Origin of the sequence: Haloarcula rubra (genome assembly GCF_019599465.1) — an archaeon.
Classification (GTDB): domain Archaea; phylum Halobacteriota; class Halobacteria; order Halobacteriales; family Haloarculaceae; genus Haloarcula; species Haloarcula rubra.
The window spans coordinates 83,085-108,910 of sequence record NZ_RKLR01000004.1 but is presented as its reverse complement, the minus strand read 5'-3'; the positions used below and the strand labels follow the sequence as shown (position 1 = coordinate 108,910).

Annotated in this window: 27 protein-coding genes; 12 read left to right on the top strand and 15 right to left on the bottom strand. The window is 69.1% G+C overall.

Annotated elements, in window-relative coordinates; translation table 11 throughout:
* Positions 1 to 60: 60 nt before the first annotated feature.
* Positions 61 to 1,140, top strand: a complete 1,080-nt coding sequence (locus EGH21_RS12260) for a KaiC domain-containing protein (protein WP_220618769.1) — start codon at positions 61 to 63, stop codon at positions 1,138 to 1,140.
* A gap of 57 nt (positions 1,141 to 1,197) precedes the next feature.
* Complete coding sequence (locus EGH21_RS12255) at positions 1,198 to 1,641, top strand: universal stress protein (RefSeq protein ID WP_220618768.1); 444 nt, start codon at positions 1,198 to 1,200, stop codon at positions 1,639 to 1,641.
* Between the two features lie 173 nt (positions 1,642 to 1,814).
* Here EGH21_RS12255 and EGH21_RS12250 read toward each other — a convergent pair whose 3' ends face one another.
* From EGH21_RS12250 to EGH21_RS12240, 3 genes are read right to left on the bottom strand one after another with little or no spacing between them, the layout of a single operon-like run.
* Positions 1,815 to 2,246, bottom strand: a complete 432-nt coding sequence (locus tag EGH21_RS12250) for a universal stress protein (protein WP_220618767.1) — start codon at positions 2,244 to 2,246, stop codon at positions 1,815 to 1,817.
* A 50-nt stretch (positions 2,247 to 2,296) separates the two neighbouring features.
* A complete protein-coding gene (locus tag EGH21_RS12245; protein ID WP_220618766.1) occupies positions 2,297 to 3,190 on the bottom strand; it encodes a Vms1/Ankzf1 family peptidyl-tRNA hydrolase in 894 nt (297 codons plus the stop codon).
* A gap of 42 nt (positions 3,191 to 3,232) precedes the next feature.
* Complete coding sequence (locus EGH21_RS12240; RefSeq protein ID WP_220618765.1) at positions 3,233 to 3,598, bottom strand: DUF5802 family protein; 366 nt, start codon at positions 3,596 to 3,598, stop codon at positions 3,233 to 3,235.
* A 132-nt stretch (positions 3,599 to 3,730) separates the two neighbouring features.
* Here EGH21_RS12240 and EGH21_RS12235 point away from each other — a divergent pair, with 132 nt between their 5' ends.
* The 3 genes from EGH21_RS12235 (at position 3,731) to EGH21_RS12225 (ending at position 6,061) form a co-directional block, all read left to right on the top strand.
* On the top strand, positions 3,731 to 4,369 hold the full coding sequence (locus tag EGH21_RS12235; RefSeq protein WP_220618764.1) for a DUF1405 domain-containing protein: 639 nt from the start codon (positions 3,731 to 3,733) through the stop codon (positions 4,367 to 4,369).
* A gap of 95 nt (positions 4,370 to 4,464) precedes the next feature.
* Positions 4,465 to 5,364 carry a DUF7096 domain-containing protein gene (locus EGH21_RS12230; protein WP_220618763.1) on the top strand — a complete coding sequence of 300 codons (900 nt, stop codon included), beginning with the start codon at positions 4,465 to 4,467 and terminating at the stop codon, positions 5,362 to 5,364.
* 49 nt (positions 5,365 to 5,413) lie between these two features.
* Positions 5,414 to 6,061: an ArsR/SmtB family transcription factor gene (locus tag EGH21_RS12225; RefSeq protein WP_220618762.1), complete on the top strand. Its 648-nt coding sequence runs from the start codon at positions 5,414 to 5,416 to the stop codon at positions 6,059 to 6,061.
* On the opposite strand, the gene EGH21_RS12220 is transcribed toward EGH21_RS12225, so the two are convergent.
* On the bottom strand, positions 6,053 to 6,547 hold the full coding sequence (locus EGH21_RS12220; protein WP_220618761.1) for a hypothetical protein: 495 nt from the start codon (positions 6,545 to 6,547) through the stop codon (positions 6,053 to 6,055). The genes EGH21_RS12225 and EGH21_RS12220 overlap by 9 nt on opposite strands.
* A 126-nt stretch (positions 6,548 to 6,673) precedes the next feature.
* Here EGH21_RS12220 and gatD point away from each other — a divergent pair, with 126 nt between their 5' ends.
* The 4 genes from gatD (at position 6,674) to EGH21_RS12200 (ending at position 12,378) form a co-directional block, all read left to right on the top strand.
* A complete protein-coding gene (gene gatD / locus EGH21_RS12215) occupies positions 6,674 to 7,921 on the top strand; it encodes a Glu-tRNA(Gln) amidotransferase subunit GatD (RefSeq protein ID WP_220618760.1) in 1,248 nt (415 codons plus the stop codon).
* Positions 7,922 to 8,019: 98 nt separating this feature from the next.
* Complete coding sequence (locus EGH21_RS12210) at positions 8,020 to 9,681, top strand: outer membrane protein assembly factor BamB family protein (RefSeq protein ID WP_220618759.1); 1,662 nt, start codon at positions 8,020 to 8,022, stop codon at positions 9,679 to 9,681.
* A gap of 39 nt (positions 9,682 to 9,720) precedes the next feature.
* Entirely contained in the window at positions 9,721 to 10,620 is a 900-nt protein-coding gene (locus EGH21_RS12205) for a GNAT family N-acetyltransferase (protein WP_220618758.1), read from the top strand.
* 69 nt (positions 10,621 to 10,689) lie between these two features.
* Complete coding sequence (locus tag EGH21_RS12200; RefSeq protein ID WP_220618757.1) at positions 10,690 to 12,378, top strand: sensor histidine kinase; 1,689 nt, start codon at positions 10,690 to 10,692, stop codon at positions 12,376 to 12,378.
* Here EGH21_RS12200 and EGH21_RS12195 read toward each other — a convergent pair.
* From EGH21_RS12195 to EGH21_RS12185, 3 genes are read right to left on the bottom strand one after another with little or no spacing between them, the layout of a single operon-like run.
* On the bottom strand, positions 12,375 to 12,650 hold the full coding sequence (locus EGH21_RS12195) for a ubiquitin-like small modifier protein 1 (protein ID WP_220618756.1): 276 nt from the start codon (positions 12,648 to 12,650) through the stop codon (positions 12,375 to 12,377). The genes EGH21_RS12200 and EGH21_RS12195 overlap by 4 nt on opposite strands.
* 42 nt (positions 12,651 to 12,692) lie before the next feature.
* Positions 12,693 to 14,288, bottom strand: coding sequence for a DUF8167 domain-containing protein (locus tag EGH21_RS12190; protein ID WP_220618755.1), 1,596 nt, complete (start codon positions 14,286 to 14,288; stop codon positions 12,693 to 12,695).
* Complete coding sequence (locus EGH21_RS12185) at positions 14,285 to 15,589, bottom strand: potassium channel family protein (RefSeq protein ID WP_425433305.1); 1,305 nt, start codon at positions 15,587 to 15,589, stop codon at positions 14,285 to 14,287. The genes EGH21_RS12190 and EGH21_RS12185 overlap by 4 nt, the downstream gene beginning before the upstream one ends.
* Before the next feature lie 29 nt (positions 15,590 to 15,618).
* Here EGH21_RS12185 and EGH21_RS12180 point away from each other — a divergent pair, with 29 nt between their 5' ends.
* Positions 15,619 to 16,785, top strand: coding sequence for an NAD-binding protein (locus EGH21_RS12180; RefSeq protein ID WP_220618753.1), 1,167 nt, complete (start codon positions 15,619 to 15,621; stop codon positions 16,783 to 16,785).
* On the opposite strand, the gene EGH21_RS12175 is transcribed toward EGH21_RS12180, so the two are convergent.
* The gene (locus tag EGH21_RS12175) at positions 16,782 to 18,302 is read right to left on the bottom strand and encodes an HPP family protein (RefSeq protein ID WP_220618752.1); all 1,521 of its coding nucleotides are present in this window, start codon (positions 18,300 to 18,302) and stop codon (positions 16,782 to 16,784) included. The genes EGH21_RS12180 and EGH21_RS12175 overlap by 4 nt on opposite strands.
* A gap of 70 nt (positions 18,303 to 18,372) precedes the next feature.
* Positions 18,373 to 19,098: a guanosine phosphorylase gene (locus EGH21_RS12170; protein ID WP_220618751.1), complete on the bottom strand. Its 726-nt coding sequence runs from the start codon at positions 19,096 to 19,098 to the stop codon at positions 18,373 to 18,375.
* Positions 19,099 to 19,178: 80 nt separating this feature from the next.
* Here EGH21_RS12170 and EGH21_RS12165 point away from each other — a divergent pair, with 80 nt between their 5' ends.
* Positions 19,179 to 19,394, top strand: a complete 216-nt coding sequence (locus EGH21_RS12165) for a hypothetical protein (RefSeq protein ID WP_220618750.1) — start codon at positions 19,179 to 19,181, stop codon at positions 19,392 to 19,394.
* A 1-nt stretch (position 19,395) separates the two neighbouring features.
* On the opposite strand, the gene EGH21_RS12160 is transcribed toward EGH21_RS12165, so the two are convergent.
* Positions 19,396 to 19,872, bottom strand: coding sequence for a hypothetical protein (locus EGH21_RS12160; RefSeq protein ID WP_220618749.1), 477 nt, complete (start codon positions 19,870 to 19,872; stop codon positions 19,396 to 19,398).
* 40 nt (positions 19,873 to 19,912) lie between these two features.
* Positions 19,913 to 20,749, bottom strand: a complete 837-nt coding sequence (locus tag EGH21_RS12155) for a DUF63 family protein (RefSeq protein ID WP_220618748.1) — start codon at positions 20,747 to 20,749, stop codon at positions 19,913 to 19,915.
* Between the two features lie 89 nt (positions 20,750 to 20,838).
* On the opposite strand from EGH21_RS12155, the gene deoC reads away from it, so the two are divergent.
* Complete coding sequence (gene deoC / locus EGH21_RS12150; protein ID WP_220618747.1) at positions 20,839 to 21,477, top strand: deoxyribose-phosphate aldolase; 639 nt, start codon at positions 20,839 to 20,841, stop codon at positions 21,475 to 21,477.
* Between the two features lie 5 nt (positions 21,478 to 21,482).
* Here deoC and EGH21_RS12145 read toward each other — a convergent pair whose 3' ends face one another.
* The 4 genes from EGH21_RS12145 to EGH21_RS12130 form a co-directional block, all read right to left on the bottom strand.
* The gene (locus tag EGH21_RS12145) at positions 21,483 to 21,638 is read right to left on the bottom strand and encodes a DUF7331 family protein (RefSeq protein ID WP_220618746.1); all 156 of its coding nucleotides are present in this window, start codon (positions 21,636 to 21,638) and stop codon (positions 21,483 to 21,485) included.
* Complete coding sequence (locus tag EGH21_RS12140) at positions 21,635 to 21,961, bottom strand: HalOD1 output domain-containing protein (RefSeq protein WP_220618745.1); 327 nt, start codon at positions 21,959 to 21,961, stop codon at positions 21,635 to 21,637. The genes EGH21_RS12145 and EGH21_RS12140 overlap by 4 nt, the downstream gene beginning before the upstream one ends.
* A gap of 116 nt (positions 21,962 to 22,077) precedes the next feature.
* Positions 22,078 to 22,266 carry a DUF7576 family protein gene (locus EGH21_RS12135; RefSeq protein ID WP_220618744.1) on the bottom strand — a complete coding sequence of 63 codons (189 nt, stop codon included), beginning with the start codon at positions 22,264 to 22,266 and terminating at the stop codon, positions 22,078 to 22,080.
* Between the two features lie 140 nt (positions 22,267 to 22,406).
* Positions 22,407 to 25,766 (bottom strand): PAS domain S-box protein, encoded by a 3,360-nt coding sequence (locus tag EGH21_RS12130; protein ID WP_220618743.1) that lies wholly within the window; start codon positions 25,764 to 25,766, stop codon positions 22,407 to 22,409.
* Between the last annotated feature and the right edge of the window lie 60 nt (positions 25,767 to 25,826).

The window sequence follows — 25,826 nt, the reverse complement described above, 5'->3', positions numbered from 1 at the left end:
ATATTTGCGTGGACGTGAATTGCACCCCATGGCCCGGGTCTGTGGCCGGTGGTTGGGGCGATGAGCGACGACGAGCGACAGGACGACGACTGGTTCGAGAGCGCCGTCGAGGGTGACGACGACACGGAGCACGAGAACTCGGCCGATACGGAGCCTGAGGACAGTCCCTTCGACGGTGACAATCCCTTCGACGACAGCGGTGGCGACAGCCCGTTCGACGGCGGCGGTGGGGACAGCCCGTTCGGCGATGCCGGCGACGACTCGCCGGGTGGCGCCGGCAGTGACAGCCCGTTCGACGACGCCAGCGGCGGCGAGAGTCCCTTCGACGAGTCCGGCGGGGGCGGGTTGTTCGACGACGACTTCGCCTCGGCCTTCGAGTCCGCCGGTGACCCCGGTGGCGGCGGCGGCGGTGGCGCCGACTTCGAGGACGAGGACTTCGACTCCGACATCCCGCGCATCGACGTCGGTATCGAGGGGCTCGACCGGATGATACAGGGCGGGATTCCCCGCCGACACCTCCTCGTCACCATCGGGTCTGCGGGCACCGGGAAGACGACGTTCGGCCTGCAGTTCCTCCACCACGGCCTCCAGAACGGCGAGAGCTGTGTGTTCATCACGCTCGAACAGTCACACGAGGCGATCATGGACACCGCCGACGACCGCGGGTGGGGGTTCGAGGAGTACGAGGCCGAGGGGCGACTGGCCGTCGTCGACCTCGACCCGGTCGAGATGGCGAACAGCCTCGACAACATCCGGGGCGAACTCCCCGACCTCGTCGAGGACTTCGACGCGGACCGACTGGTGCTCGACTCCGTCTCCTTGCTGGAGATGATGTACGACAAGCCCTCGAAGCGCCGGACCGAGGTGTTCGACTTCACGCGGTCGCTGAAGGACGCCGGCGTGACGACGATGCTCACCTCCGAAGCCAGCGAGGACAACCCCTACGCCTCCCGGCACGGCGTCATCGAGTACCTGACCGACGGCGTGTTCATCCTCCAGTACGTCCGCTCGGAGACTCGCGAGACGCGGCTGGCCGTCGAGATTCAGAAGATTCGGAACGCGAACCACTCCCGGGAGACGAAACCCTACGAGATTACGATGGACGGCATCAGCGTCTACCAGCAGGCCAACATCTTCTGAACGAGCGGAGCGACGCCGGGCGTGGGATTTTAAGCCGTTCCCTGTCGAGTTCCCGCTATGGTACTGCTCGTTCCTTTCGACGGTTCGGACCTCTCACAAGCCGCCCTCGAACGCGCGACGGAGTTCTCGGAGTATCGGGACGAGGACGTCCTCGCACTGGTCGTCGTCCCCGACGAACCCGACTACGCGTTAGAGCGAAACTGGCTCTCGCCGAACGACCCGTTCGACCCGGAGGCCATCGCCGACACCCTCCGCGAGCGCGTGGCCGAGATAGCGCCGGAGGCGGAGTTCCGCGCCGAAGTCCCCGAAGACGTCAGTTCGATGGCCTCCATCACCACCGACGTGGTTCGGACCATCCGGTCGGTCGCGAACGACGTCGACGCCTCTATCGTCTTCATCGGCAGCGAGAACGCGGGGCGCGTCTCCTCGCCCGTCTCCAGCGTCGGTGCGCCCGTCTCGGAGGACCCGCGGTACGACGTCCACATCGTGCGGCACGCGTAATCGCGGCAGGTGAGCCGCGATTGCGCACGCTCGACAGCGGCAAGTGAGCCGCGATTGCGCACTGTCGACCGCGGCAGGTGAGCCGCGATTGCGCACGCCTGACCGCGGCAGACCAGCGACGGTCACGCCGACTCGCGACGCGTGAGTGCTGTCGCTCGCGGTGACGCCCGACGTCAGCGGATGACCGTCACGGGCACCGTCGCCCGGCGGACCACCGTCTCCGCGACGCTCCCGAGCAAGATTCGCGAGACGCCCGACCGACCGTGACTCCCCATCACGATCTGGTCGATGTCGTGGTCGTCGGCGTAGTCGACGATAGTCTGGGTCGGCCGGCCGACCTCCAGCACTCGCTCGACGGAGTCGACGCCGGCGTCGTGGGCCGTCGCCTCGAGGTCGTCGAACAGCGACTCGGCGGCCGCCTGCTTCTGCTGGTACCACTCCTCGGAGAACGAGGGCACGGACGCCTGCGCGCTGTACCCGGCCTCGGCCGGGTTGATGACGTGCAGGAGGACGACGGTAGCGTCGGGGTGGTTCTCGACGACGAACTCGGAGGCGGCCTTCGCCTGGTCGGACCCGTCGACGGGGACCAGAATGCGCTTGCTCATACAGTTCTTGCCCGCGGCGGGCGGCTTGAATCTTCGGCCTGTGGCGGGCGTCAGGGGACCCGCAGGCGGACCGTCCACAGCGACCGGGTGGCGTCGGCCAGCGCGGCCTCCGGTTCGCCGGTCGCGTCGACGGTGCGGGTGACCGCGGCGGCGTCGCCGAACTCGTGGATGACCGACCCCTCGCCGACGACGTACAGCGTCTCGGGGTCGACCTCCTCGATGGCGGCGCGACAGCGGTCGAGGTGGCTCGCTATCTGTTGGTCACGGAGGCGTTCGAACCGGGACTGTGAGAACCCGCCCTTCGAGTGCTGGCTCTTGAGCTCGGCGTCGAAACCGTGGAAGGCGGTGCGCTCGCCGCCCTCGTACTGGCCGAGGGCGAACAGGTCCGACCGGACGAGCGCGACCGAGTACCGGCCCGCCGGTTCGAACCACGACCGCTCCAGTTCGACGCGGTCGGCCCACGTCGCGAACGGTTCGGGCGGGACCGGGACCGAGAGACAGGCCGACAGCAGTCCGGCGTCGTCGGTCACCGCGAGACACGGGGCGGCGCGGGCGACCAGCGACGCCCGGTCGCCGAAGGCGTCCCGGACCGGACCGGGCAAGTCGCTCTCGTCGGCGACGTAGGCCGTGAAGACCCCCTCGGGTTCCGTCTCGACCGACTGGAGGCGGTCCAGCACCTCGCCGACGCGCCGACCGGTGAGGCGCTCCTCGGCGCGGTAGGCGTACTCGCCGTCGTCGACTTGCAGTCGCTCGACGCGGTCCTCCAGTTCGGTGACGCGGTCCTCTAGCCGGTTGACCTCGGCTTCGGCCTGCTGTCGGGCCGTCGACGCCTCGGCGCGGCGCTCCTCCTCGGCGTCGAGTTGCCGTTCGAGGTGGCGGTTCTCCTCTTCGAGCTCTGCGACGCGCTCCTTGAGCGAGGCGCGCCCCAGCAACCGGTCCAGCATCGACTGGACTGCGGACTGGGACGGGCTTAAAAGTGGTTGCCCTCAGACGGCGCTGTCGGGCAGTGCCGAAGTCGCGTCTGTCACCGACAGCAGTCGGGCCGCGTAGTCGGCCTTCGCGAGGAACACCTCGCGGAGGCTGGGCGGGTTCCGCACGTTCGCAGATTCGAGCACGTCGTCCGGGACGGCGAGGGTGTCTGCCGGCACCCGTTCGTCGCCGTGCACCGGGAAGTGACGGGAGCCGAGTTTCATCACCAGCGGGAGGTCTGTGCGCTCGACCCCGTCTCCGGAGGCGTACAGTTGCTGGTTGACTCGCTCGTGCTGGTCCCGACACATCGCGGCCGCCCCGTCTCGCCGTGGTTCGACGTAGAGGCGGCCGAGGTAGTAGCCGCGGGAGAACTGTTCGAACATCGGTACGCCTCTACGTGTGCTAGTGACACACATAAGCTTTCGCCGACACCCTTTTGCCGTCGGGCATTCAGAGCGCAATACTCGCCACGCCGGGACCGACAGGGTTTCCGCCCGCCGGGGCCGAAAAGGACCATGGACACCGAGCGGGGGCCGTTGCCGCGCCGCTACGCGCGGTACTATCTGGAGAACACGCCGAGTCTGGTGTGGCTGGTCGTGGTCAACGTCGTCGGTATTCTCGTCGGCGTCAGGTACTACGTCGACACGATGCCGGGCGTCTCGACGTTCCTCTGGCCGCTGTACGCCGACTCGCCGACGGCCCTGTTCCTGCTGACGCTGTCGCTCGCGACGCTGCTGCCCTTCCTCGGGCGTTCGCTGGACGACGTCCCGACGAACCTGCCGCTGGCGTACCTCCACACCATCGCGCTCGTCTGGCTCCTGAAGATGGGGCTCTGGACGTTCGTGGCGCTCAACCTCGGCTTCGACGCGTACTTCCCGGAGCCGTGGGCGTACTTCGGCATCATCGTGACGCACGTCGGCTTCGTCGCCGAGGGGCTGTTAGTCCCTCACTACGGCCGGACGACCCGCGGGGCGCTCCTCACGGCGCTCGTCGTCGCACTCGGTAACGACCTCGTGGATTACGGGTTCGGTTACTACCCGCCGCTTCGCTACGACCCCGGACTCACGCTCGTGCTGGCGACGGTCGCGCTGTCGGTCCTCTCGGTCGGCGTGGCATGGAGAATCATGCCGATGCTGGACGAGCGCGCTCCCTAAACACTCTTGGACTGTCTGCGGTCGTTTCAGTGGTCGCTAAACGGAGCGAACGAAGGCGCCGCTTTTTATGCTGGGTCGGTAATGGACCGATAGAGATGAATCGACGGTACGTTGTGGGACTCGTGCTGTGTCTCGTCGCCGCCGCAATGGTGGGCTTACCGGCGGCCGCGGCACAGGAGACGACCACCGACACCGCGACCCCCGTCGCCACCGACACCGAGGCCAACGAGACCGACGACGGCCCCGGCCTCGGGACGGCACTCACTGCGTTCCTGCAGTCGAGTTCGGCCGCCACCAACGATACGGTCGAGAACGGGATGTGGCAAGCCGGGTTCGAGCGTGCGAACGAGAGCCAGCGGGCACAGATGGTGACCAGTCGGACGGGGACCCTCGAACAGCGACTCGAACGGCTTCGCGAGCGAAACGAGAGCCTGCAACAGCGGTACGAGGACGGCAGTCTCCCCCGGCAGGCGTACGTCGCCCAACAGAGCCGGCTCGCCGCCCGCATGGACGCACTCGAGACGGCCGTGAACGACACGGACGAGGCCGCGACAGCGGCCGGCGTCGAGGACGAGCGACTCGAGCGCCTCAAGGAGAACGCCAGTCGGCTGTCGGGCCCCGACGTGGCGGCCATCGTGCGCGCGAACGGCGGTGGCCCGCCGGTCGCCGCCCCGGGACAATCGGAGCGGCCTACCGACGAGGCGAACACGTCGGCGGAGAACCGTACTTCGAGCGCTGGCGACGCTCCGGTGGCCGGGAACGGCCAGTCCGGCAGCGCGGGTGAGCGACCGGTCGACGGTGACGGCCCACAGGCCGGTGATGACGCAGACCCTCGTAACTCGGCGGCGACGAACGGTTCCGCGAACGAGACGGCCGACGACGACGCGGGCGACGCGACCGGCGGTGACGACAGGGGGAGCGGCGAGTCCGGTGACGGCAGTGCCGGCGACGGTGGGAACGGCGACGGGTCGGCGGCCGGCGACGGCGGACGCTGACGGCCACAGGGGTCACCCTTTTCTACTGCGACCCGCTACCCTCGGGTGAATGGACTCCGCCGAGTTGCTCGACTTGCTGGGGAACGCCAACCGGCGGCGTATCCTCCGCTTGCTCGCACACAAACCCTGCTACGTGACCGAGATAAGCGAGTACATCGGCGTCAGCCCGAAGGCGGTCATCGACCACCTCCAGAAACTGGAGGACGCCGGCCTCGTCGAATCGCGAACCGACGACCAGCGTCGGAAGTACTTCTCTATCGCCCGGAACCTCCGTCTGGAGGTTCGGGTCTCCCCCTACGAGTTCGGGACCAAGAGCGCCTATCCGGCGAACCCGGGCCTCGACATCTCGACCTGTCGGCACCTCTCTATCGACGTCGAGGACGAGGGCGACGGCGAGTTGCGTGACCTCGCCCGCGAACTCGAACGGCTCGAACAACTGGAGAACGAACTCTCGCTGGCCCAGCGGTGGGTACAGGGTCGCGTCACCGACGTCCGCGACCAGTTCGACCAGCGCGTCGAGGACGGCGAGGGCCGCCTGTACGCGGAACTCGTCAGCGCACTGTCCCACGGGTCGGCGTCGGTACGGAAACTGGCCCACACCATCGAGGCACCGCCCGAGATGGTCGAAGAGGCGCTCGAACGACTGGCCAGCGAAGGCGTCGTCGAGCAGACCCGCGACGGGTGGCAGTTACGCTAGGTCCCGCGTCAGGCCGTCGCGCAGGTCCCGGCCGAAGTAGTGGCCGAGGAGTGCGAGGACGAGGCCGACGGCGGCCGCGACGGCGAACAGGCGCCCCATCCCGAGTTGGCCGCCGGCGATGCCCCGGACGACGAACTGCGAGAGGAAGGAGGTGACCGAGAGGGCCCCGGCAGTGAGGCCACCGGCCAGCGCCGTCTCCGCGTAACGGCGCTCGCTCGCCAGGAGGCCGTGGACGAATGCACCGGCCGGAATCCCCAGTAGCGCGGTGAACGGAACCAGCGGAATCAGGCTCCCGGCGACGGTACCGGCGCCGACGGCGACGAACGAGAACAGGAGCGCCCGGAGCGAGAAGTAGCTCCCGCTCTCCGACTCGGACTCGGTGGTCTCCGTCGAGAAGCCGTCGAGCCGGCCGATGCCGGGACTCGTCTCGCCGGTATCGGCCTCCGTGTCGGTCTCGCGGGTCCGCTCCGCCGTTCGCTCGGACATACGTCCCGTTCGGTTCGCTGGACCTATGGCCTTTGTGGAGGTGCCGGCGGCACTGGTCGTCCCCCACCGCCCGGAGAGAGCGCCGAAACAAATGGGTTCAAGTCACGCCGGCAGGAACCCACGCGCATGAACGCAGGCGACCGTGTTCGCGTCGACAGCGCGGACCAGAGCTACGAGGGCGTCTTGCTCCCCTCCAGTACGCCCGACCACCTCGTCGTCAAGTTGGACGGCGGGTACAACGTCGGCATCGACCGGGACGAGGCGACCGTCGAAGTCCTCGAATCCGACGTCTACGACGTCGAGAGCGCACAGGACGAGGACGGGAGTTCCGAAATCGAGTTCGACGAGGACCTCCCGACGGTGTCGCTCATCTCCACCGGGGGGACCATCGCGTCGACCGTCGACTACCGCACCGGCGCGGTGACGGCCCAGTTCGACGCCGAGGACGTCCTCCGGGCGGTGCCGGACCTCGCGGGGATGGCCAACTACCGGGGCCGCGTGGTCGCCAACATCCTCTCGGAGAACATGACCCCCGAGGTGTGGCAGGACCTCGCACGCGCCGTGAGAGACGAAATCGAGGCCGGCGCCGACGGCGTCGTCGTCATGCACGGCACCGACACCATGCAGTTCACGGCCGCTGCGCTGGCCTTCATGCTCGATACGCCGGTGCCCATCGTCTTCACGGGCAGTCAGCGCTCCGCGGACCGCCCGTCCTCGGACAACGTGATGAACGCCGTCTGTGCCGTCGAGGCCGCCAAGAGCGACTGTGCGGAGGTACTCGTCTGTATGCACGCCGACGAGTCCGACGACCGCTGTGCGCTCCACCGCGGGACGCGGGTGCGGAAGAACCACACGTCCCGTCGCGACGCCTTCGAGACGGTCGGCGCGAGACCGCTCGGGGACGTCGACTACGACACCGACGGCGACAACGCGGTCACGTTCCGTCGGGAGTACGCCCGGCGAGGCGAGACGGACCTCGCGCTCTACGACGACCTCGCGACCGACGTGGAACTCCTGAAGTTCACGCCCGGGATGAGCACCGACCTGCTCGAAACCGCCGCCGAAGGGAGCGAGGGCCTCGTGCTGGAGGGGACCGGTCTCGGCCACGTCAACACCGAGTGGATTTCCGTCATCGAGGACCTCGATATCCCGGTCGTCATGACCAGTCAGTGTCTCGAAGGGCGGGTGTGTGACCGCGTCTACGACACCGGCCGGGACCTGCTGGACGCCGGCGTCGTCGAGGGCGAGGACGTGCTGCCGGGGACGGCGAAGGTCAAACTGATGTGGGCACTCGAGAACAGCAGCGACGTCGAAGACACGATGCGAGAATCACTCGCCGGCGAGATTCAGGACCGGTCGACGCCGTGGCTGTGACCGTCTCTCGTGTGTAACCTGCCACGGTCAGGACTTAATTCGACATTAGCGGACCTAGCAACTGGGTAGTAACGGTGGAGCAGGTCGACAGCGGTCCCATGCGCCACCGAACCGCCCTTCTCGCTGTCGTGACAGTCCTGCTCACCACGTCGCTCCTGCCCGTCGCCGTCGCCGGGCCGACGCTCTCCACCGCGGATTCGGCTGACGACTGGCCAGCGCCACGTGGGGATTCGGCCCGGACCGGTGCCAACGGCGCGGACGCCCCAGAGGGGCCGAACGCGACTGTCGCCCGGGAGTTCCCCGCGGGTGACGACGGTCCCGGCGAACCGACCGCTCCGGCGGTCGTCGACGGGACGGCGTTCGTCGGCTACGACCACACCGGGAGTTCGCTGAGCTACGTGAGTCGCGGACGGGTCGTCGCCTACGACACGTCGACCGGTGCAGTCAGGTGGAATCAGAGCAATCTCCCGAAGATTCGCCAGACGCCGACGGTCGAAGACGGTCGCGTCTACGTCTCGGGTCGTGGCCCCTACGACGGGGGACTCGGGACGCCGGGCACCGAACCGACTGCGCGAGGTGGCGTCTTCGCCCTCGACGCGACGACGGGCGAGGTGCTCTGGGCGCGCAACGACAGCGAGTTCGACGAGGTGAAGACCCACGTCGTCGGGGACGGCCGCGTCTACGTCCAGAGAGAGGGAACGTTAGTCGCCCTGAACGCCACCACGGGTGAGACGCTCTGGAGTCGGTCCGCCGTGAGTGTCGAAGCCGTGGCCGCCAGCGAGGACACGCTCGTCACCGTCTGGGTCAACGACACCGGGACGACCGTCACCGGTCGAAACGTCACGACCGGGCGAGTCGAGTGGCAGTCGCCGGTCGCGAACACCGAGGCGTACGTCGACCCCGGCGGCGTGGCAGTCGAAGACGGCACCGTCTACGTCTCCGACGGGAGGAACGTCGTCTCGGCGATAGACGCCGACGACGGGACGGTCGACTGGAACGTCGAGTTGGCGTCGGTCGCGGAGGGCGTGCCGGCAGACTCGGCGTCTGCGCCGGCCGTCGAGAACGGGACGGTCTACGTCGGAACCATCGACGCCGCCGTCGGCACAGTCCACGCGCTCGACGCGGCCACCGGGACGACCGAGTGGCGCTTCGAACGCGGGGACGCGAGGATGTACGCACCGACCGTCGCCGACGGCACGGTCTACGTCCCCGCCGAACAGTGGACCGCCTCGTCGACTCCCTCGCGTCAGGAGGGCGTGTACGCTCTCGACGCCGTAACCGGAGAGCAGGAGTGGCAGTTCGCCCAGCACGCGGCACAGTTCGGCGGACTGGACAGCGTCGAGACGGTGCCGGCCGACGGGACCCTCTATCTCGCCGTCGGCGAGGCCGAGCGCTACTCGGACGACGGCGGGCTGTACGCGCTCCGGTCGACGGAGGAAGCGGTGCCGCCGTGGAACCAGTTCGCAGCCGACCGGACCGTCAGCTACCCGCCCGAGTTCACTCTCTCGACGGACCCACCGAACGCCGAAGAGCAGGACCTCGCCGGAGGGACGACTGTCAGGCTGACGGCCAACGCCACCGACCCCGACGGGAACGTCTCCGCTATCGAGTGGGACGTCGGTGGCGACGGCGAGTACGAACGGTCCGGTGAGAGCATCACGCTCTCGCTGGATTTCTGTGGGACGCTCCTCGTCGAGGTGAAAGTCACCGACGACAGCGGCGAGATTGCGACGAAGGCCATCGACCTCTCGACTGCCTGACGGCGTAGCTTTTTCCTGCCGCCGGCCGAGTGACGAGTCATGGCACCGACCGTCCGGCAGGCGCGGGCCGACGACTACGACGACGTCGTCGCCTTCGCCGAGGAGGTGTGGGCCGACCGGGCCGACACCGTCGACTACGTTCCCGAGGTGTTCGAGCAGTGGGTCGAGAGCGACGGCCCGACACAGCACACCGTCGTCGCCGACGTCGACGGCACCGCCGCCGGCCTCTGTCAGGCCGTCATGCTCACCGACCACGAGGCGTGGTTACAGGGCATCCGCGTCGACCCGGACCACCGCGGCGAGGGGTTGGGCAAGCAGATGGTCGGCCGCCTCTTCGAGTGGGCCAGCGACCGGGGGGCGACGGTCGGGCGGAACATGGTGTTCTCGTGGAACGACGCCGGCCTCGGGCAGTCCGTCGCCACGGGGTTCGAACCGGAGACGGCGTTCCGGTGGGCCCACCCGGAGCCACGCGACGTGCCGCCGGACCCAGACGGCCCCGCCGTCGAGAACGACCCCGCCGCGGCGTGGAGTTACTGGACCGGCAGCGAGGGGCGAACGTCGCTCTCCGGTCTCGCACTGGACCCCGACCAGACGTGGGCCCTCTCGGAGGTGACCCGCGAGCGCCTGCACACGCTGGCCGAGGAACAGGCCGTCTTCGCGGTCAAGGACGGTGGGACGCGCGGGATGGCCGCCCGGGTGCGAGAGACGGTCGACCCCACCGCCGACGAGACGCTGGCGGAGTACGCCCTCGGCACGTGGGCCGACGCCGACGCCGCCGCGGCCCTGTTCGACGCGATTCGGGCCGACGCCGCCGAGTTGGGGGTCGACGGGACGCGGGTGCTGATTCCGGAGACGCCGCGGCACGTCGCCGAGGCCGCCTTCGTCCGGGCCGACCTCGCGGACTGGCCGGACTTCGTGCTGTCGGCCGACCTGACGTGACGCGGAGTTATCAGCACGGATAATCTCGCCCCAGCACTCAAGTTAGACAGCCGATACGTGTCGTCATAGATGCAACTCGCCGACGTCTCGCCAGCCTTTCTCGCCTACGTCGCCGCCTACGGACTCGCCACGCTCGCCTGTGTCGTGGCGCTGTCGCGGGCCAGAGCGGTCGCGGACCCGGACACCCGGCGCGGCCTCGTCGCACTGGTGGTGGCCAGCGGCGGGTGGGCCGCACTGGAGTTGGCCTTCCTCGTGCTCCCCTCGACCGAACTGAAGTACGGCGCGTACGTCCTCAGCCTCGTCGTCGGCCTCGCCACCGTCGGCGCGTGGCTGTACTTCTGTTCGGCGTACACCGGGCGGTCGTTCCACCGGAACGGGACCTACCGCCGACTGGCCGTCGCCGTCTACCTCGCCATCGTCACGGTGAAGCTGACCAACCCGATCCACGGGTGGTACTTCGAGACGGCGTTCGTGGCCACGCCGTTCCCCCACCTGACCATCGTGCACGAGACGCTCCACTGGGTCGTCTCGGGGCTGTCGTACGCGCTCGTCGCCGTCGGCTTCTTCATGCTGTACGAACTGTTCCTCGAAGCCGACTACGACACGCGACCGCTCGCGGCCCTCGTGGGCGTCACGGGTCTCCCGGTGCTGTTCGACGTCGTCGGCTTCGCCAGCGACCGACTGCTCGACATCAACTACGAACCGCTCGGTGTCGCGGTGTTCGCCGTCGGCGTCCTCTACGTCTTCGAGACCGAGTTCCTCGCCGTCCAGTTGACCGACGGTGTCGACGACCCGGTCGTGTACCTCGACGACAGCGACCGGATTCGGGAGTTCAACGGCCGCGCGCGTCGGCTGTTTCCGGCGCTCTCGACGGCGGTCGGCGACCCACTCGACGCGACGCTCCCGGACGTCGCCGCCGCGCTCGACTCCGCGGACGGGATTCTGGAACTGACCGACGACGGCGAGACGGCGTACTTCCTCGTCAGCGACACGTCGTTCACGCTCGGACAGGTCGACATCGGGCGAGTGGTCGTGTTCACCGACGTGACGCGCGTGGAGCGACAGCGCCGCGAACTGGAGCGCCAGAACGAGCAACTGGAGGGGTTCGCCGCCGCCATCCGCCACGAACTGCTCAACACCTTGCAGATAGTCAGCGCCAGAGTCGACATCGCGGGCGACGCGCTCGAAGACGGCGAGGTGTCGACGGCCCGTAACTCGCTGAGCACCGCCTCGGAGACGGCCGAGCGGATGTCGGACATCGTCGACGACCTCGCGACGCTGGCGAGGTACGGCCAGACCGTCGACGACCGGACGACGTTCGACCTCGGCGGCGTCGTCAGGGCCGCGTGGGACAGGACGGACACGGACGGGATGACGCTCACGATGGACGGCGGCGCAGAGGTGACTGCCGACCCCGAGCGGGTGCAGGACGTCTTCGCGAACGGGTTCTCGTTCGCGGCCCACAACGGCGCCTCGACGGTGACGGTCCGGGTGACCGACGACGGCTTCACGATAACCGACGACGGCGACCCGGTCGGCGAGCAAGACCCCGACTCGTTCTTCGCGTACGGTACCGCCGTCCCCGACGCCGAGGCCGGGATGACCCTCCCGAACCTCCGGATGCTCGCCGAGACGCACGGCTGGACGGTCACGTTAGAGACCGACTACGACGACGGCGTTCGCATCGTCGTCTCGAACGTCGGAACCCTCGACGGCCGCGCGGAGAGCGAGGGGCGCGTCGGCGACCCGTCCGGTTAGCCGCCGCTGACAGGCGGGAACAGCGCCAGTTCGGTCTCCGAGTCCACCGTCGTCGCGAGGCCGTCACCGTTCGCGAACGGGTCCTCGCCGTCGACGAGGAGCCGGACGTGGTCGGCCAGTTCGCCGTCTTCGAGCACCTCGTCGGCCAGCGCCGGTCGCTCGGCCAGCAACTCGTCGAGTGCCGTCTCGACCGTCGCTCCGTCCGGGACGTCGACGCTGACGGTCCCGCCGTCGGCGGCGGTCCTGAGGTGCGCGAACAGTTTCCACTCCATACTCGAACGGGGGCCGGCCGTGCCAAAGAGGGTTGCGACCGCTCACGCCCCGCCGCGGTCGGGACCGCCCCCGTCCTCGTCGGTCGACTCGTCGGCGGTGGCCTCGTCGTCGGTCGCGGCGTCGGGGTCAGCGTCGGCACCGTCGGTCGCGTCGCCCTCGTCGGTAGCCTCGGTCACGTCGACGTGTTCCTCGGGGTCCCACACCGGGATGGTGTCGTCCGCCGGGGCGTCCGTCGGGGCGTCGGTCGCTCGCTCCTCGGCCGCGTCGTCGTCCGTCGGGCCCCCGGCCGCGTTCCGGTCGTCGGCCTCGAGCGAGTCGGGACCACGCTCGCTCTCGTCGGTGTCGGCCGCCGGTTCGGTGGTGCCCGACGGGCCGTCCTCGACGGGAGTCGCGTCGGTCCCGCCCTCGACGGACGCCCCTGCCTGCCCGTCCTCGGCGGCGGGTCGCTGTGGTGTCTCGCCACCCGACGACGCGTCCTCGCCCGTCCCCGTCCCGGCCGTCTCGATACGGCGCAGGGCGTCGGGCGTGGCGATGGCGTAAATCACGTCACCCGCCGCGAGGACGCGCTCGCGGGAGGGAATCGTCTCCGGGGCCGCGTCGTCGCGGGTGATAGCCGCGACGGTCACGCCCAGACTCCCGACGGTGGTCCCGACGAGGTCGCTGCCCGCCTCGACGGTGACGGTGTCCATCGTCTCGTCGGCGGCCCGCAACAGCGAGGCGAACTCCCGATCGGGCCGGTCCTGCACCGGGAGCGTGACCAGTTTGTACGTCGCCGTCGGGTCGAGTTTCGGGGTGTCCGCCGCGTCGATGGCGACGGTCACCACCTCGTCGGCGATGCCCCGGAGTTCGCCGGTGAGAACCCGCTTCAGCGGCTCTCGCTCCCACACCTGCACGAGGTCGCCGGAACTCGCGGCGTGTGCGGGGTCGGCCCGAATCGCGACGGCGTTGGTCGACGGCGGCAGCGTCGGACCGATACCGGCCGCACGGGACCCGACGGCGAGATACGACACCTCGCCGTCGTCGAACTCGACGTCGACGTGACCGACGCCGTAGTCGGTCTTGAGCCGCGTGACGAGGCGGTCCCGGAGTTCACCCTTCGTCAGCCGTCGGGGGAAGAGGAACCGCCGCTCGGCGAGTTGCTCTTTGGTCGCGTCGGGCATCGGGTCGTAGCCGACGATGTCGTCTATCTCTGCGGGGAGCGTGACCGACGTGACCCGCCCGACCGTCTGGACGATTTCGCTCACGTCCGCGTCGACGTTTCGGCCGCCGGTCGCGGCGAAGAGGTCGGTCCCGAGCCTATCGCCGACCTTCGTCCCGGTCAGTGCGGCGGCCCCGCCGACGGCGAAGGCGGCGAGGTTCGGGAGGACGCTACTCGACTGCAGCACCTGCTCCTGCCCGAGGATGACGTCGCCGAGCGCACCCGTCGTCCCGAGGTACAGGGCGACGGCGCTCAGACCGAAGAGGACGCCCAGCCCCGTCGGGACGCGTTCGCGGACGTACCAGCGGTACGCCATCGCCACCGACCCGGCGGCCGCGGCGGCGGCGATGCCGATGCCGAGCAACTGTGCACCGAGCACTATCGGGTCGTCCGTCCGCAGACCGCCCTGCAGGACGATGCCGCTCTGTAACGCCGTCATGCGACCGCCTCCACGAAGGCGTCGAGGGCGTCGTGTGGCCCGACGGCGTACAGTTCCTCGCCCGCCTCGACGGTGGTCTCGCCCCGCGGCGCGAGTCGCCACCCACCCTGTTCGCGGACGGCGACGACGGCGACGCCGTACGTCTCGCGGACCCGTGCGTCGCCGAGCGTCGTCCCGTCGAGCGCCCCGCCGTCACGGACGGTGACCCGTCGAAAACGGTTGCCCGCTCGTCGGAGCAGGGAGACGAGTTCGTACTCGCGGCGGGTGCCCCGTGGCTCGACGACCACCTTCGCCGACTCGCTCCGGAGCAGTGGTTGGACGTCCGTCCGGTTGACTGCGATGGTCAGTCGCCCCTCGCCGCCGTCGGTCGTCGGCGCGTGCACCGGCGCCGCGGGCGTCTCGGCGTCGTCGGCGAGTTCCGGGTCCTCGGGTTCCTCGACGCCCGCCTCCGACCCCTTCGACCGGGCGCTGACGACGGTCCCCCGGACCTGCGCGTCCGTCGTCAGCACCGTCACCTCGTCGTTTCGCGCCAGTCCCGTCGGCAGGAGTGCGTCGACGGAGACGGCGTGTCGCCCGTCGGTGACCCGCTTCGAGAGTCCCGAGAACGGCGGCGCGGCGACGACGCTGGCCTGCCCCTGTTCGTCGATGGTCACGGCCACGTCGCCGAGGTCGAACTCCGTCTTCAGTCGCGTCTCCAGCTCCGCTTCGAGTTCGCCGATGCGGAGGTCGGCGGGGAACGTCCACTCGCCGCCCCGAATCTCGGCCCGGAGCGGTTCCGACAGCGGCGGGTACCCCTCCATGTCGGCCACCTCGCCGACGACGCGGATGCGCACCTCGTCGCGCCCACCGAACCGTTCGACCACGTCGGCCGAGAGCGTCCTGTCCCGGAGCCCCTGCAACGAGAGCCGTTTCGGGAACGTCGTCCCCATCTGGTCGCCCTTGCTGTGGGCGTACATCGACACCATCCCGACGAGGACGATGGCGGTGATTATCCGCTCGGCGTTGGGTGCCTGCGTGATGGACTCGTCGGCCAGCGCCAGCAACCCGCCGCTGACGCCCGCCAGCGCTATCGCGAGGACGGCGACGGCGAACCCCGGGAGGGTGACGCCGGTGAGATACTTGAAGCCGAACCCGAGTGCCCACGACGCCAGCGCCGGGATGACCCCGACCAGCAACCCCAGATAGATGCCCAAGAGAATCTCGATTGGGAGCGAAGCCATGTCCCCACCGTGCGCGCCCGGTGGTAAATCGCTTCCGACGATGCATCCCGGCCTCGTCGCGGCGAGTCCGGGACAGTACATTTACACCACCCCATCGACACAGAGCAGATATGCACTGGTCGCGGGAGTGGTTGGGGGCGCGGGCGACGATACTGCTGCCGACGCTGGTAGCCGTGCTGTCGTTCGCGACGGGCGTCGCCAACATCACCGCCCCCATCAGCGGGATACTCGGCACCGCCGTTCCCGAGAGCCTGCAGCAGGCAGCCGGCTTCACGGGTGCGCTGACAGGGTTCTCGCTGCTCCTGAGCGTCTTCGGGCTCCGCCGGCGGTTACGCATCGCGTGGTACGTGACCGTCGTGTTGCTCCCGGTGTCGGCGCTGCAGGGCGTGGTGCAGTCCTCGCCGCTCTCCCTGCCGCTGGTCGTCCTCTCGCTGGTGTCGCTGCCGACGGTGCTGTTGAACCGCCGGCGGTTCGACCGGAAACTGGACCTCTCGACGACGCAACTCGCGGCGGGGGCGGCCCTGCTGGGCGCACAGGTGTACGGCACCGTCGGGACGTGGGCGCTCCGCGAGGAGTTCGTCAACGTCGAGACGCTCACCGACGCGTTCTACTACACGCTCGTCACGGCCAGCACCGTCGGCTACGGCGACGTGACGCCGGTGAGCGAACGGGCGACGCTGTTCGGCATGTCCGTCGTCGTGCTGGGGACGGCCAGTTTCGCCATCGCGCTGGGGTCCCTGCTCGGCCCGGCACTCGAGAAGCGCTTCGCGGAGGTACTCGGGAACATGACTGACGCACAACTCGACTTGCTCGAGAACCACGTGGTGGTTCTGGGCTACGGCGACCTGACAGAACCGATAATCGAAGAACTCGTCGGCGCGACGGATTTCGTCGTCATCACGCCCGACTCCGAGACGGCGGCGCGCCTCCAGCAACGGGACATCGCGGTGCTGACCGCCGACCCGAGCGACGAGGAACCGCTCCAGCGGGCCGGCATCGACGACGCCCGGGCGGCCGTCGCGGCCACCAACGACGACGCGCAGGACGCACTGTCGATTCTGACCGCCCACAGCATCAACCCCGACCTCAACATCGTCGCCGCCGCGACGGAGCGGGAGAACATCGAGAAACTCCGGCGGGCGGGCGCGAGCACCGTCATCAGTCCCGCACAGATAGGCGGTCACCTCCTCGTCCAGTCGGCGCTGGGACGCGAGGGCATGGAGAACATCGCGGACCACCTGCTGGACATCGAACGCGAGGACGAAGCCGACATCTAGTGGCTTCGGTCGACGATAGCCACGTCCGTCTCGACGTCTTCCAACCGCTCGAACGTCGGCGGTGAGACGAACCGCGACGCGGCACTCCGGTCCTGACTGGCCCCGATGACGACGAGGTCGTACTGCGACCCCGTCGTGGCGAGGAACTCGTTGATGTCCGCCCGGGAGACGCGCGTCTCGATGGCACCGTCGAACGGTTCCACGAGGTCGGCGAGCATCTCCTCGGCCCGCCGGCGGTTCTGCGACTCGCCGATGCACGTCGCGACGGCGACCCGGCCGCTCTTGCCCGCCAGTCGGGTCGCGAAGTCGACCATGTTGTGGGCCACGTCGCTGGTGCGACGGACCGGCACGAGCACTCGTTTCCACTGGCTCCGCTCGGCACGCGAGCGGTGGACGAGTACGTCGGTGTTCCCCCGGAACAACCGTCTGAGATACGGCGACAGCGCGCCGTGTTCGCTCTCGTAGGGCGCGACGACGAGGTCGCAGTTGGTCTCGGCGGCCGTCTGGAGCGTCGTCGCCGCCGGATTGCCGTCGTCGATGGCGACGACGACCTGACACGGGACGCCGGTCCGCGTCTCGATGCGCGCGGCGTGGGTCTCCAGCCAGTCCACCTGTGCGTCGAAGTCGGCCGCCTCCGTCGTCTCCGCGTCGACGCTCCCGCCGTCGCCGAAGACGGCGGCCGTGGACTCGGTCCGGTTCGCGTTCGACGCGTCGGTGTCGGTCTCGGAGAACATGTCGAGTTTGACGGTGTCCTGCAGGAGTTCGCGCTCCGTCGCCGCGGCGTCCGAGTCGGAGACCATGTCGAGCAAGACGACCTTGCTGGCCTCGTGTGCGGCCGCGAGACGAGCGCCAAGCATCGCCGTCCGGCCCGCCGTCTCGCCCCGCATCGGCACCAGCACGTGGTCGTCGCCGGTCGTCGACTCGTACAGGTACGTCGCGCGTCGCTCGTAGAACCGGTCCCGCCAGACGACGAAGACGCTGGCGACCAGCGCACTCGCGAGGAAGATGCTCCCGACGAACACGAGTTGCTGGTTCGGTTGGACCAGCAACGCCAGCAGCGCCGTCGAGTACGACGACGGTTCCTCGATGTCGAGCGGCCACGTCACCAGACCGGTCGCAAGCACCGCGAGACCGGCGGCGGTGGCGCTGACCGCGAACTGGCCGGTCGGTGGCGCGAGCAGGACGCTCGACAGGTCGAGCGCGCCGAGGCCACAGACGGCGCCGATAGTGAGACCGGCGACGAACCGTTTCGGGTCGGAGTACTTCGCCGTCGGGTCGACGAACAGCGTGTAGGTCCCCGACGCCAGCGGCGGGAACAGCAGGAACGTCAGTCGCGGGACGGCGTTGGCGAGGGCCGTCACGAGGGCGATGAGCAACGGGACGAACACGAGCATCGAGAGGTGGACGACGCGGTCCGTCGTCTCGGCCCACCGGCGGAACTCCCGCAGTTCACGGCGCTCGACCCGACGGGCGCGCACGAGTAACGTCTGCACTCGGCGAACCAACTGGTCGAGCATATCTACCAACTCGCACGACGGGGCCGTAAGTTCACCGCCGGGCGACGTCGGCGTGCCAGCGGTCGCCGCCTCAGAGCGACGCCGCGGCGGTCAGCGAGATTTCGATGGCGCGTTCGACGTTGTTCTTGGCCTTCTCGGGGAGTTCGTCGTCGTCGGTCGCCCCCTTCTGGGTCCCTTCGACGAGGTTGCCGTCGACGGTACAGATGGCGCCGGCGGCCAGTCCCTTGCGGCGGGCCAGCGAGAAGATGGCGGCGGCTTCCATCTCGACGGCCAGCAACCCGGCGGCCTCCCACTGCTCGACGTAGGCGTCGGTCTCGGCGTAGAAGGCGTCGTCCGTGGCGATGGGGCCGACGTGGACGTCCTCGTCGTTGGCTTCGGCGGCGTCAACGAGCGCCGACAGGGCGTCGTAGTCCGGGACGGCCGGGACTTCCGTGGCCTCGTATCGGTCGGTCGTCCCCTCGTCCTTGGCGGCGCCGGTGGCGACGACCATGTCGCCGATTTCGATGCCTGACTGGAGCGCCCCCGTGGTGCCGACGCGGAGGAACGTCTCGACGCCGACGGCGGCCAGTTCCTCGACGGCGATAGCCGCCGACGGCGACCCGATGCCCGTCGAACAGATGGTGAGGTCGGTGCCCTCGTAGGTTGCGTTGACGACCTTGTACTCGCGGTTCTCGGCGACAACCTCGTGGTCCGCACAGTGGCCGGCGATGCGGTCGACGCGGCCGGGGTCGCCCGGCAGGAGTGCGACGTCGTTCAGGTCGCCCGGTTCGACCAGCAAGTGGGGCTGTTTCGCCATGGCGGCCGTTCGACCGGCCCCCGTATGAACGCCGGGGATTCGCCGGAACAATCAGGTAGGGGCAGGGCGACGGTGTGTGTATGAGCGACGACCTCTCACTGTTCGACAGGCGGATGCGCTGGCCGGCGGTCGTCTCGGCCGTCGCCGGGTTCGGACTCGGGTTCATCGCCGTCTTCACCCAGCGGACCGGCACCGGCGTGGACGTCCCGTGGGTGTACGCACTCCCGTTCGGTGCGCTGGCGGCGGTCTTCCTGTTCGGTGTGATGTACCGCAACCTCTCGAAACAGTACGGCTGAGTCAGAGTTGCGTGACGAACACCGGGACGACCAGCGCGAGCGTCGTCCCGTAGATGAACGACGAGAGCGCCCACTGCTGGACGATGTCGTCTCGCCGGCCGCCGAGACTCCCGCCGGCCCGAGGCATCGCGACGCGTTCGAAGAAGTAGTAGATGAACAGCGTGACGCCGACGGCCCCCAGCAGGTGGGGGAGCGCCGGGACGCCGACCAGCGAGACCGCGGTCGGGAGAATCGCCGCGAAGACGACGACGATGGCCCCGTACAGCAGCGCCGCGGCCGTGCCGGTGACGTGGTGGACGGCCACCGCGAGCGCCGTCTGTGCGTCCGCCGGATCCACGCCGGTCAGTCCGCCGGCGGCGACGTAGGCGGGGAGGTACCCCTCCGGCTGGACGTACATCGGGATGTTCATCAGAACGGCGGCGAAGAGGCCGGAGAGCACGCAGACGACCACCCACTCACCGAGGGAGAGCGACAACATGTTCGCCCCCTCGGTGGGGGGCACAATGAGCGTTTGGGCCTTACACCGGGGTGAAGAGGAACAGCACGACGTTGTTCGTCGCCGGGCCGAGGCCGACGGCGGCGATGAAGGCCAGCAGGAGGCTCGCCTCGACGGGTTCGTCCTCCAGATACTGGTGCATCAGGACGACGACGGCCACCGCGACGACGAGTTTCACCAGCGCGAACAGCCACCCCTCGCCGATGACGGGGGCCGTCGGGAGCGTCCCCGCGAAGTCCATGATAGCGCGGGGGACCGGCGAGCGCTCGCCGACGCCGATGACGTCCGTCCCGATGGCCGTCGAGACGCCGTCGAACGCGTGGGCGAAGACGACGACGGGCGCGGCGTAGCGGGTGCGGACGATTATCGGCGTGCGCCAGAGCGCGACGACCAGCAGCGTCACCGCCGCGAGGACGACGGCACCGACCACGGCGACGGTCGGCCAGACGAGTGCGAGGAGTCCGGAACGGAGCGCCGTGATGGCCGCCAGCACCAGCAACACCGTCAGGATGCCGGTCCCGACGAGGCCGAGGTTCCGCGAGATGGCCTCGTCGTGGCCCCGCCGGACCCCGAACAGCGAGAGAAAGACCCACACCGTCCCCAGCGTGACGTACGTCGTGAAGTACACCGCCGGCGTCCCGAACAGCGGTCTGAGCACCGGGTCGTACACCTCGATAGGGGGTTGGCCGAGTGCGTGAAGCGTCCCACCGATGGCCATCCACGGGGCGAGGGCGACGACGGTCCGCTGGTCTATCGGCGGTTCCAGCGCGACCAGCAGTGCCGACACCACCAGCGTCCCACCCGCGAGCGCCGCCAGATACGGCAACGGCGGCAGTCCGAACCCCGAAGGCAATACCATATCTGCACGCCGCCCCGTGACGCCGAAAAGGTTCCGGCCTCGCGGCCCGTCGTCGGGACGTTTAGGTACTCGCCGCCTCTCGACCCGGTATGGACGACCTTCCCGACCGGGTGGAACACACCGTCCTCGGACCGACGACGACGCCCGACGACGTGCGAGCGTGTCTGGACGACGCGCTGGAGTACGGGATGCGGGCCTGTATCCCGCCGTGTTACATGCCGCTGGCGACCGACTACGCGAACGTCCCGCTGACAACTGTCGTCGACTTCCCCCACGGGCAGGGGGCCACCAGCGCGGTGTGTCACGCGGCCAAACGGGCGTGGAACGACGGGGCCGACGAACTCGACGTGGTCTGTAACGTCGGCCTGCTGAAAGCCGGTGAGGACGAAACCCTCGGCGACCACCTCACCGAAGTCGTCGCGGCCGTCCCCGTCCCCGTGAAGGTCATCGTCGAGGCACCGCTGTTGACCGACGAGGAACTCCACCGGGTCGGCCGACTGGTCGCCGACGCCGACGCGGCCTACCTCAAGACGGCGACGGGGTTCTCCGAGGGCGGTGCGACCGTCCACGACGTGGAGATTCTGAGCCAGTACCTCCCGGTGAAAGCCAGCGGCGGCGTGGGGTCGTACGAGGAAGCGACCGAGATGTTCGAGGCCGGAGCGAAACGAATCGGGGCCTCCAGCGGGGACGTCATCGTCTCCGAGTGGCGCGACCAGCGACCGGAGTAGGCCGCTCACGCCCGCAGTTCGCAGGTCTCGGTCGACTGTATCCACGCGCCGTCCTCCTCGTGGTCGTAGATGAGGAGTTCGTCGTCGACCCTGAGGGCGGTGTACCGGTCGTCGACCGGGGCCGGCGGTTGCGCTCGCTGTGACTCGGACTCGCCTGTCATGACTGTTGTGTGACGCCTCGTAACTGGGTGCCGGCGTCGCCGGCGAACGTCGGGTCCGGGTCCACGAGGAGGGTGCCGTCGCTGGCGACGACGACCCCACACTCCGCGTAGACGAACGAGACGTGGCTGTTGGCGGCCGCTTCGAGGACCTCCGAGAGCGCGTCCGGTTCGACGACGTCGTACAGGGACGCCCCGAGGTCCGAGGCGGGCGTGTCCGTCGCGTCGGCGACCGCTTCGACGATAGCCCGTGTCAACTCCGATGGCGACGAGACGTCGCCGACGGTCCGTTCGACGTGTCGGTGTGCGTTCTCTCGTTGTCTCATCGGTTCAGGGAACACACCAGACGAAAATAGCGGTGGCTGCTACAAGCACAGACGTCCCGGCCGGCGACACACTATACATTTAGACCGGCGCTCGTCTGCGCCGACACCGGCGTCTCTCACCGGTCTGTCTGCTGTCGCCACTGGTCGCGACACCCCTCGTCGCAGAACGCGTAGATGCGGTATCCCTCCCCCGGGACGGAGACCACCGGGTACCACTCCGTCGTGTCTATCACCTCGCCACAGTTGGCACAGGTGCGGCCCCGGTCCGTCGCTCGCAGTGGGCCGTCGAGGCATTTCTCGTCCATGAATCGGTGGGAACAGGCTGACGACTGTCGGCGCGGTTCGACTGGACGGCGTGCGTACAAACCGGTCCCACAGCGGGAAAACGAGCGTCGGTACGTGTCTAGGGTCGCCGCGTCGGCACCCACTATACACTGAACCCCGTTCACTCGTCCAGCAGGACGTCGAGCAGTTTCCGTTGACTCGCCCGCAGGTGGCGGTTGAAGGTCGGCTGGGAGACGCCGAGCATCTCCGCCACCTCCTCGCCGGTGCTCTCGCGGGGCCACTCGAAGAAGCCGCTCAGGTAGGCCGTCTCGACTGCCTCGCGCTGCTTGTCGGTGAACCGGTCGAGGAGTTCGGCGCGGAACTCCGTCGCCGTCTGTATCGGCCAGTCGCGCTCGCGCCGGGCGAGCAGCGTCGCGCTCTCGAAGGCCGTCTCGAACGTCTCGGTGAACTCTCTGACGTCCCGGTCGTCGGCCAGTTCGACGACGAGACGGACGGTGCCCCCGTCGCTGGTGAGCGTCTTGGGGACGCCGCCGTGGTCGAAGACGGCGCCGACGATGCTCTCGCCGACGACCGTACACTCGAAGAGGCTCTCCGTGTCGTCGCCGGCGACGTGTCTGCCCTCGCCGAACCCGGGCGCGTCGGCGACGAACTCGCGGACTTCGTCCGGGTCCGCGTCCCGGAGCGTGAAGAACACGCTGAGTGGCTCCCCACTCTCCGCGACGACCCCTTCGAGTTCGAACTCGCCGCCGACGGCCTGCACACACCGGAACAGCGCCGTGTCGGGGTCCTCGACGCCGAACTCCAGTTCGACCCGCCCGTCGCTCATCAGGGCCGCCTTCCGCTCGACGGCGGTGATAGCGTACCCGGCTAGCTCGCCCAGTTCCGTGAGGACCGCCTGCTCTTCCTCGTCGAGATAGTCGGGGTCGTCGGCGTAGACGCTCAACACCCCGTACAGCGCCTCTTCGTACCGCACCGGCACCGAGACGACGGCCCGGTAGTCCCGTTCGAGGGCCGCCTGTTCCCAGGGGTCGAACGGCGGGTCGGCCCGTGCCGGCATCGTGACCAGTGTGTCGCGCTCGGTGGCCGCGCGCCCGGTCGGTTCCGACGCCTCGGCGTCGACGGTGACGGCGTCCAGATACCCCGACTCGTCGCCGGCCCACGCCTCCGGACGCATCTCGCCGCTGACCGGGTCACGGGTCCCAAGCCACGCGAACCGGTAGGGGCCGGTCGCGGCCAGTTGCTCACAGAGGACCCGCTCTATCTCCGACCGGGAGTCGGCCGCGACCAGCGCCGTCGTCACGTCGCGCAACACGTCGTTGACGCGGTCCATCCGCCGCAACCGCTCGTGCTTCGCTTCGAGGGTCGACGTCCGCTCGCGGAGCGAGGCCTCGCGGGCGATTCGGTCCAGCGCCGTCTCGACGTGGGCCGCGAGGACTCTGGCGAGGTCGACCACGGCGTCGGCGAAGGATTCCGGCGTCGTCTCGCCGGCGATGAGCACCCCGTGTTCGCCGAGCGGGAGGACGATGGCACTGTCCAGCGGCGTCCCGGGTTCCGAGACGTCGGCCCGGAACTCGATGTCCTCGTAGACGGTCCCCTCGCTCTCGACGAACACCTGCCACGACTCGCCGTCCTCCGGTTCGAACAGCGACGCGTCGCCGACCAGTTCGGTGACGCCCTCGGTCCGGGCGTGCGGGACGAGCCGGTTCCGTTCGCTGTCGTACAGTTCGACGGCGGCCAGTTCGAGGCCGAGCGTCTCCCGGGCGGCCCTGACGGCGATGTCACAGACGGCCTCTTCGGAGGACGCTTCGGTCAACTCCCGCGAGACGTCGTTGAGCGTCTCCAGTTGGGACTCGCGGCGCGTTCGCTCGGTGATGTCGCGTCCTTCGGGAATCAGCAGTTCCACCTCGCCACGCTCGTCGGTGATGGGGCGGATGGAGAAGTCGATGGTCGCGACGCGGTCGGCCCCCTGCACGTCCAGTTCGTGCCGGACGAACTCCCCGTCTGCGGCGCGCTGGACGTCGGCTCTGACACGTTCTCGGGCCTCCTCTATCTGGAACCATCCCGTCTCCCAGACCGGTTTGCCGACGACGTCCTCGCGGTCCAGTCCGCCGAACTCCAGCGCCGTCTCGTTGGCTTCGAGGACGGTCCCCTCCGGGTCGAGCAGGCCGGTGAACTGGTAGGTCTGGTCGAACACCGCTTCGAGGCGGCGCTGGCGCTCCTTGCGGTCGGTGATGTCGGTGACGAACCCCTCGATTGCGACGAGTTCGTCCTCCTCGAAGACTCCCTCGCCCTGCTCCCAGACCCACCGCTCGGTGCCGTCGGCGGTGCGTATCTGGTAGGTGATGGTGAACGGGTCGCGCTCGTCGATGGCGGCCTGCACCTCGGTCCAGACCGCCTCCCGGTCGTCCGGGTGGATGACGTCCTCGCCCCAACTCACGCTGCCGGACTCTATCGCCTCGGGGTCGTAGCCCGTGAGGTCGGCACACCCCGCGCTGACGAACGACATCGGCCACCCGCGCTCGTTCTGACAGCGGTAGACCATGCCGGGGAGGTTGTCGACGAGCGTCGAGAACATCCGGTTGCGCTCTCGGAGTTCCGCCTCCACCTGTTTCCGTTCGGTCACGTCACGGCCCTCTGGAACGAGCGCCACGACCCGGCCGGCGTCGTCCGTGACGGGGGTCAGCGAGAAGTCGACCGTAATCTCGTCGCCGTCGGCACCGACCACCGTCGCCTCGTAGCGGACGAACTCCCCCGTGGCGGCCGTCTCGACGGCTTCACGCAGGCGCTCGCGGGCGTCCTCGGAGTGGGACCACCAGTGGGTCTCCCAGAGTGGCGTCCCGACGACGTCGGCCCGTTCGACGCCGGCGAACTCCAGTGCGGTCTTGTTCGCCTCCACGAGCGTCCCGTCCGGTTCGGCCAACCCGACCAGTTGGACGGGTGCTTCGGTCAGCGTGTCGTACGACCGGAGTTTGTCCGGGGCCTCAGAACGGTCCGTCGCGACGACGCCGTAGCCGACCAGTTCACCGTCGGACCGGAGCGCCGTGACGACGAGTCGACTCCAGAACCGGGTGCCGTCGGCCCGGACCTGCCACCCTTCGTCGACGACTTCGCCCGTCGTCTCGGCCCGGTCGAGCGTCTCGGCCGGGCGGTCTGCGGTCACGTCCGCGTCGGTGTAGAACGCCGCGAGCGGTTCGCCGAGGGCCGCGTCGCCGTCGTACCCGAGGAGTCGTCCGGCGCCGTCGCCCCACTCGGCGACCCGTCCGTCGGTGTCGAGGACGAACACGCCGTAGCGCTGGACCTGCTGGCAGAGGACCCGGTAGCGGTCGGGGGCCTCGCCGAACCCGTCCCCGCCGCCGTCGGTGCAGGCGACGACCGGAGGACCCAGATGCCTGTGGCGCTCGCCGTGGACGGGTGTCCGGCCGTCTTCCCGGGCGGTGGCAGGGAACGACGCCCCACTGACTGCGCCCCCGTCGGAGATGCGTGCCGGTCGTCGCCCCCTCGTCAGATGGCGGGCTCGCATACACGTGTTAGCGATGAACACAATCACACATAGTACTATCTCCCGGTCGCCCACCACACC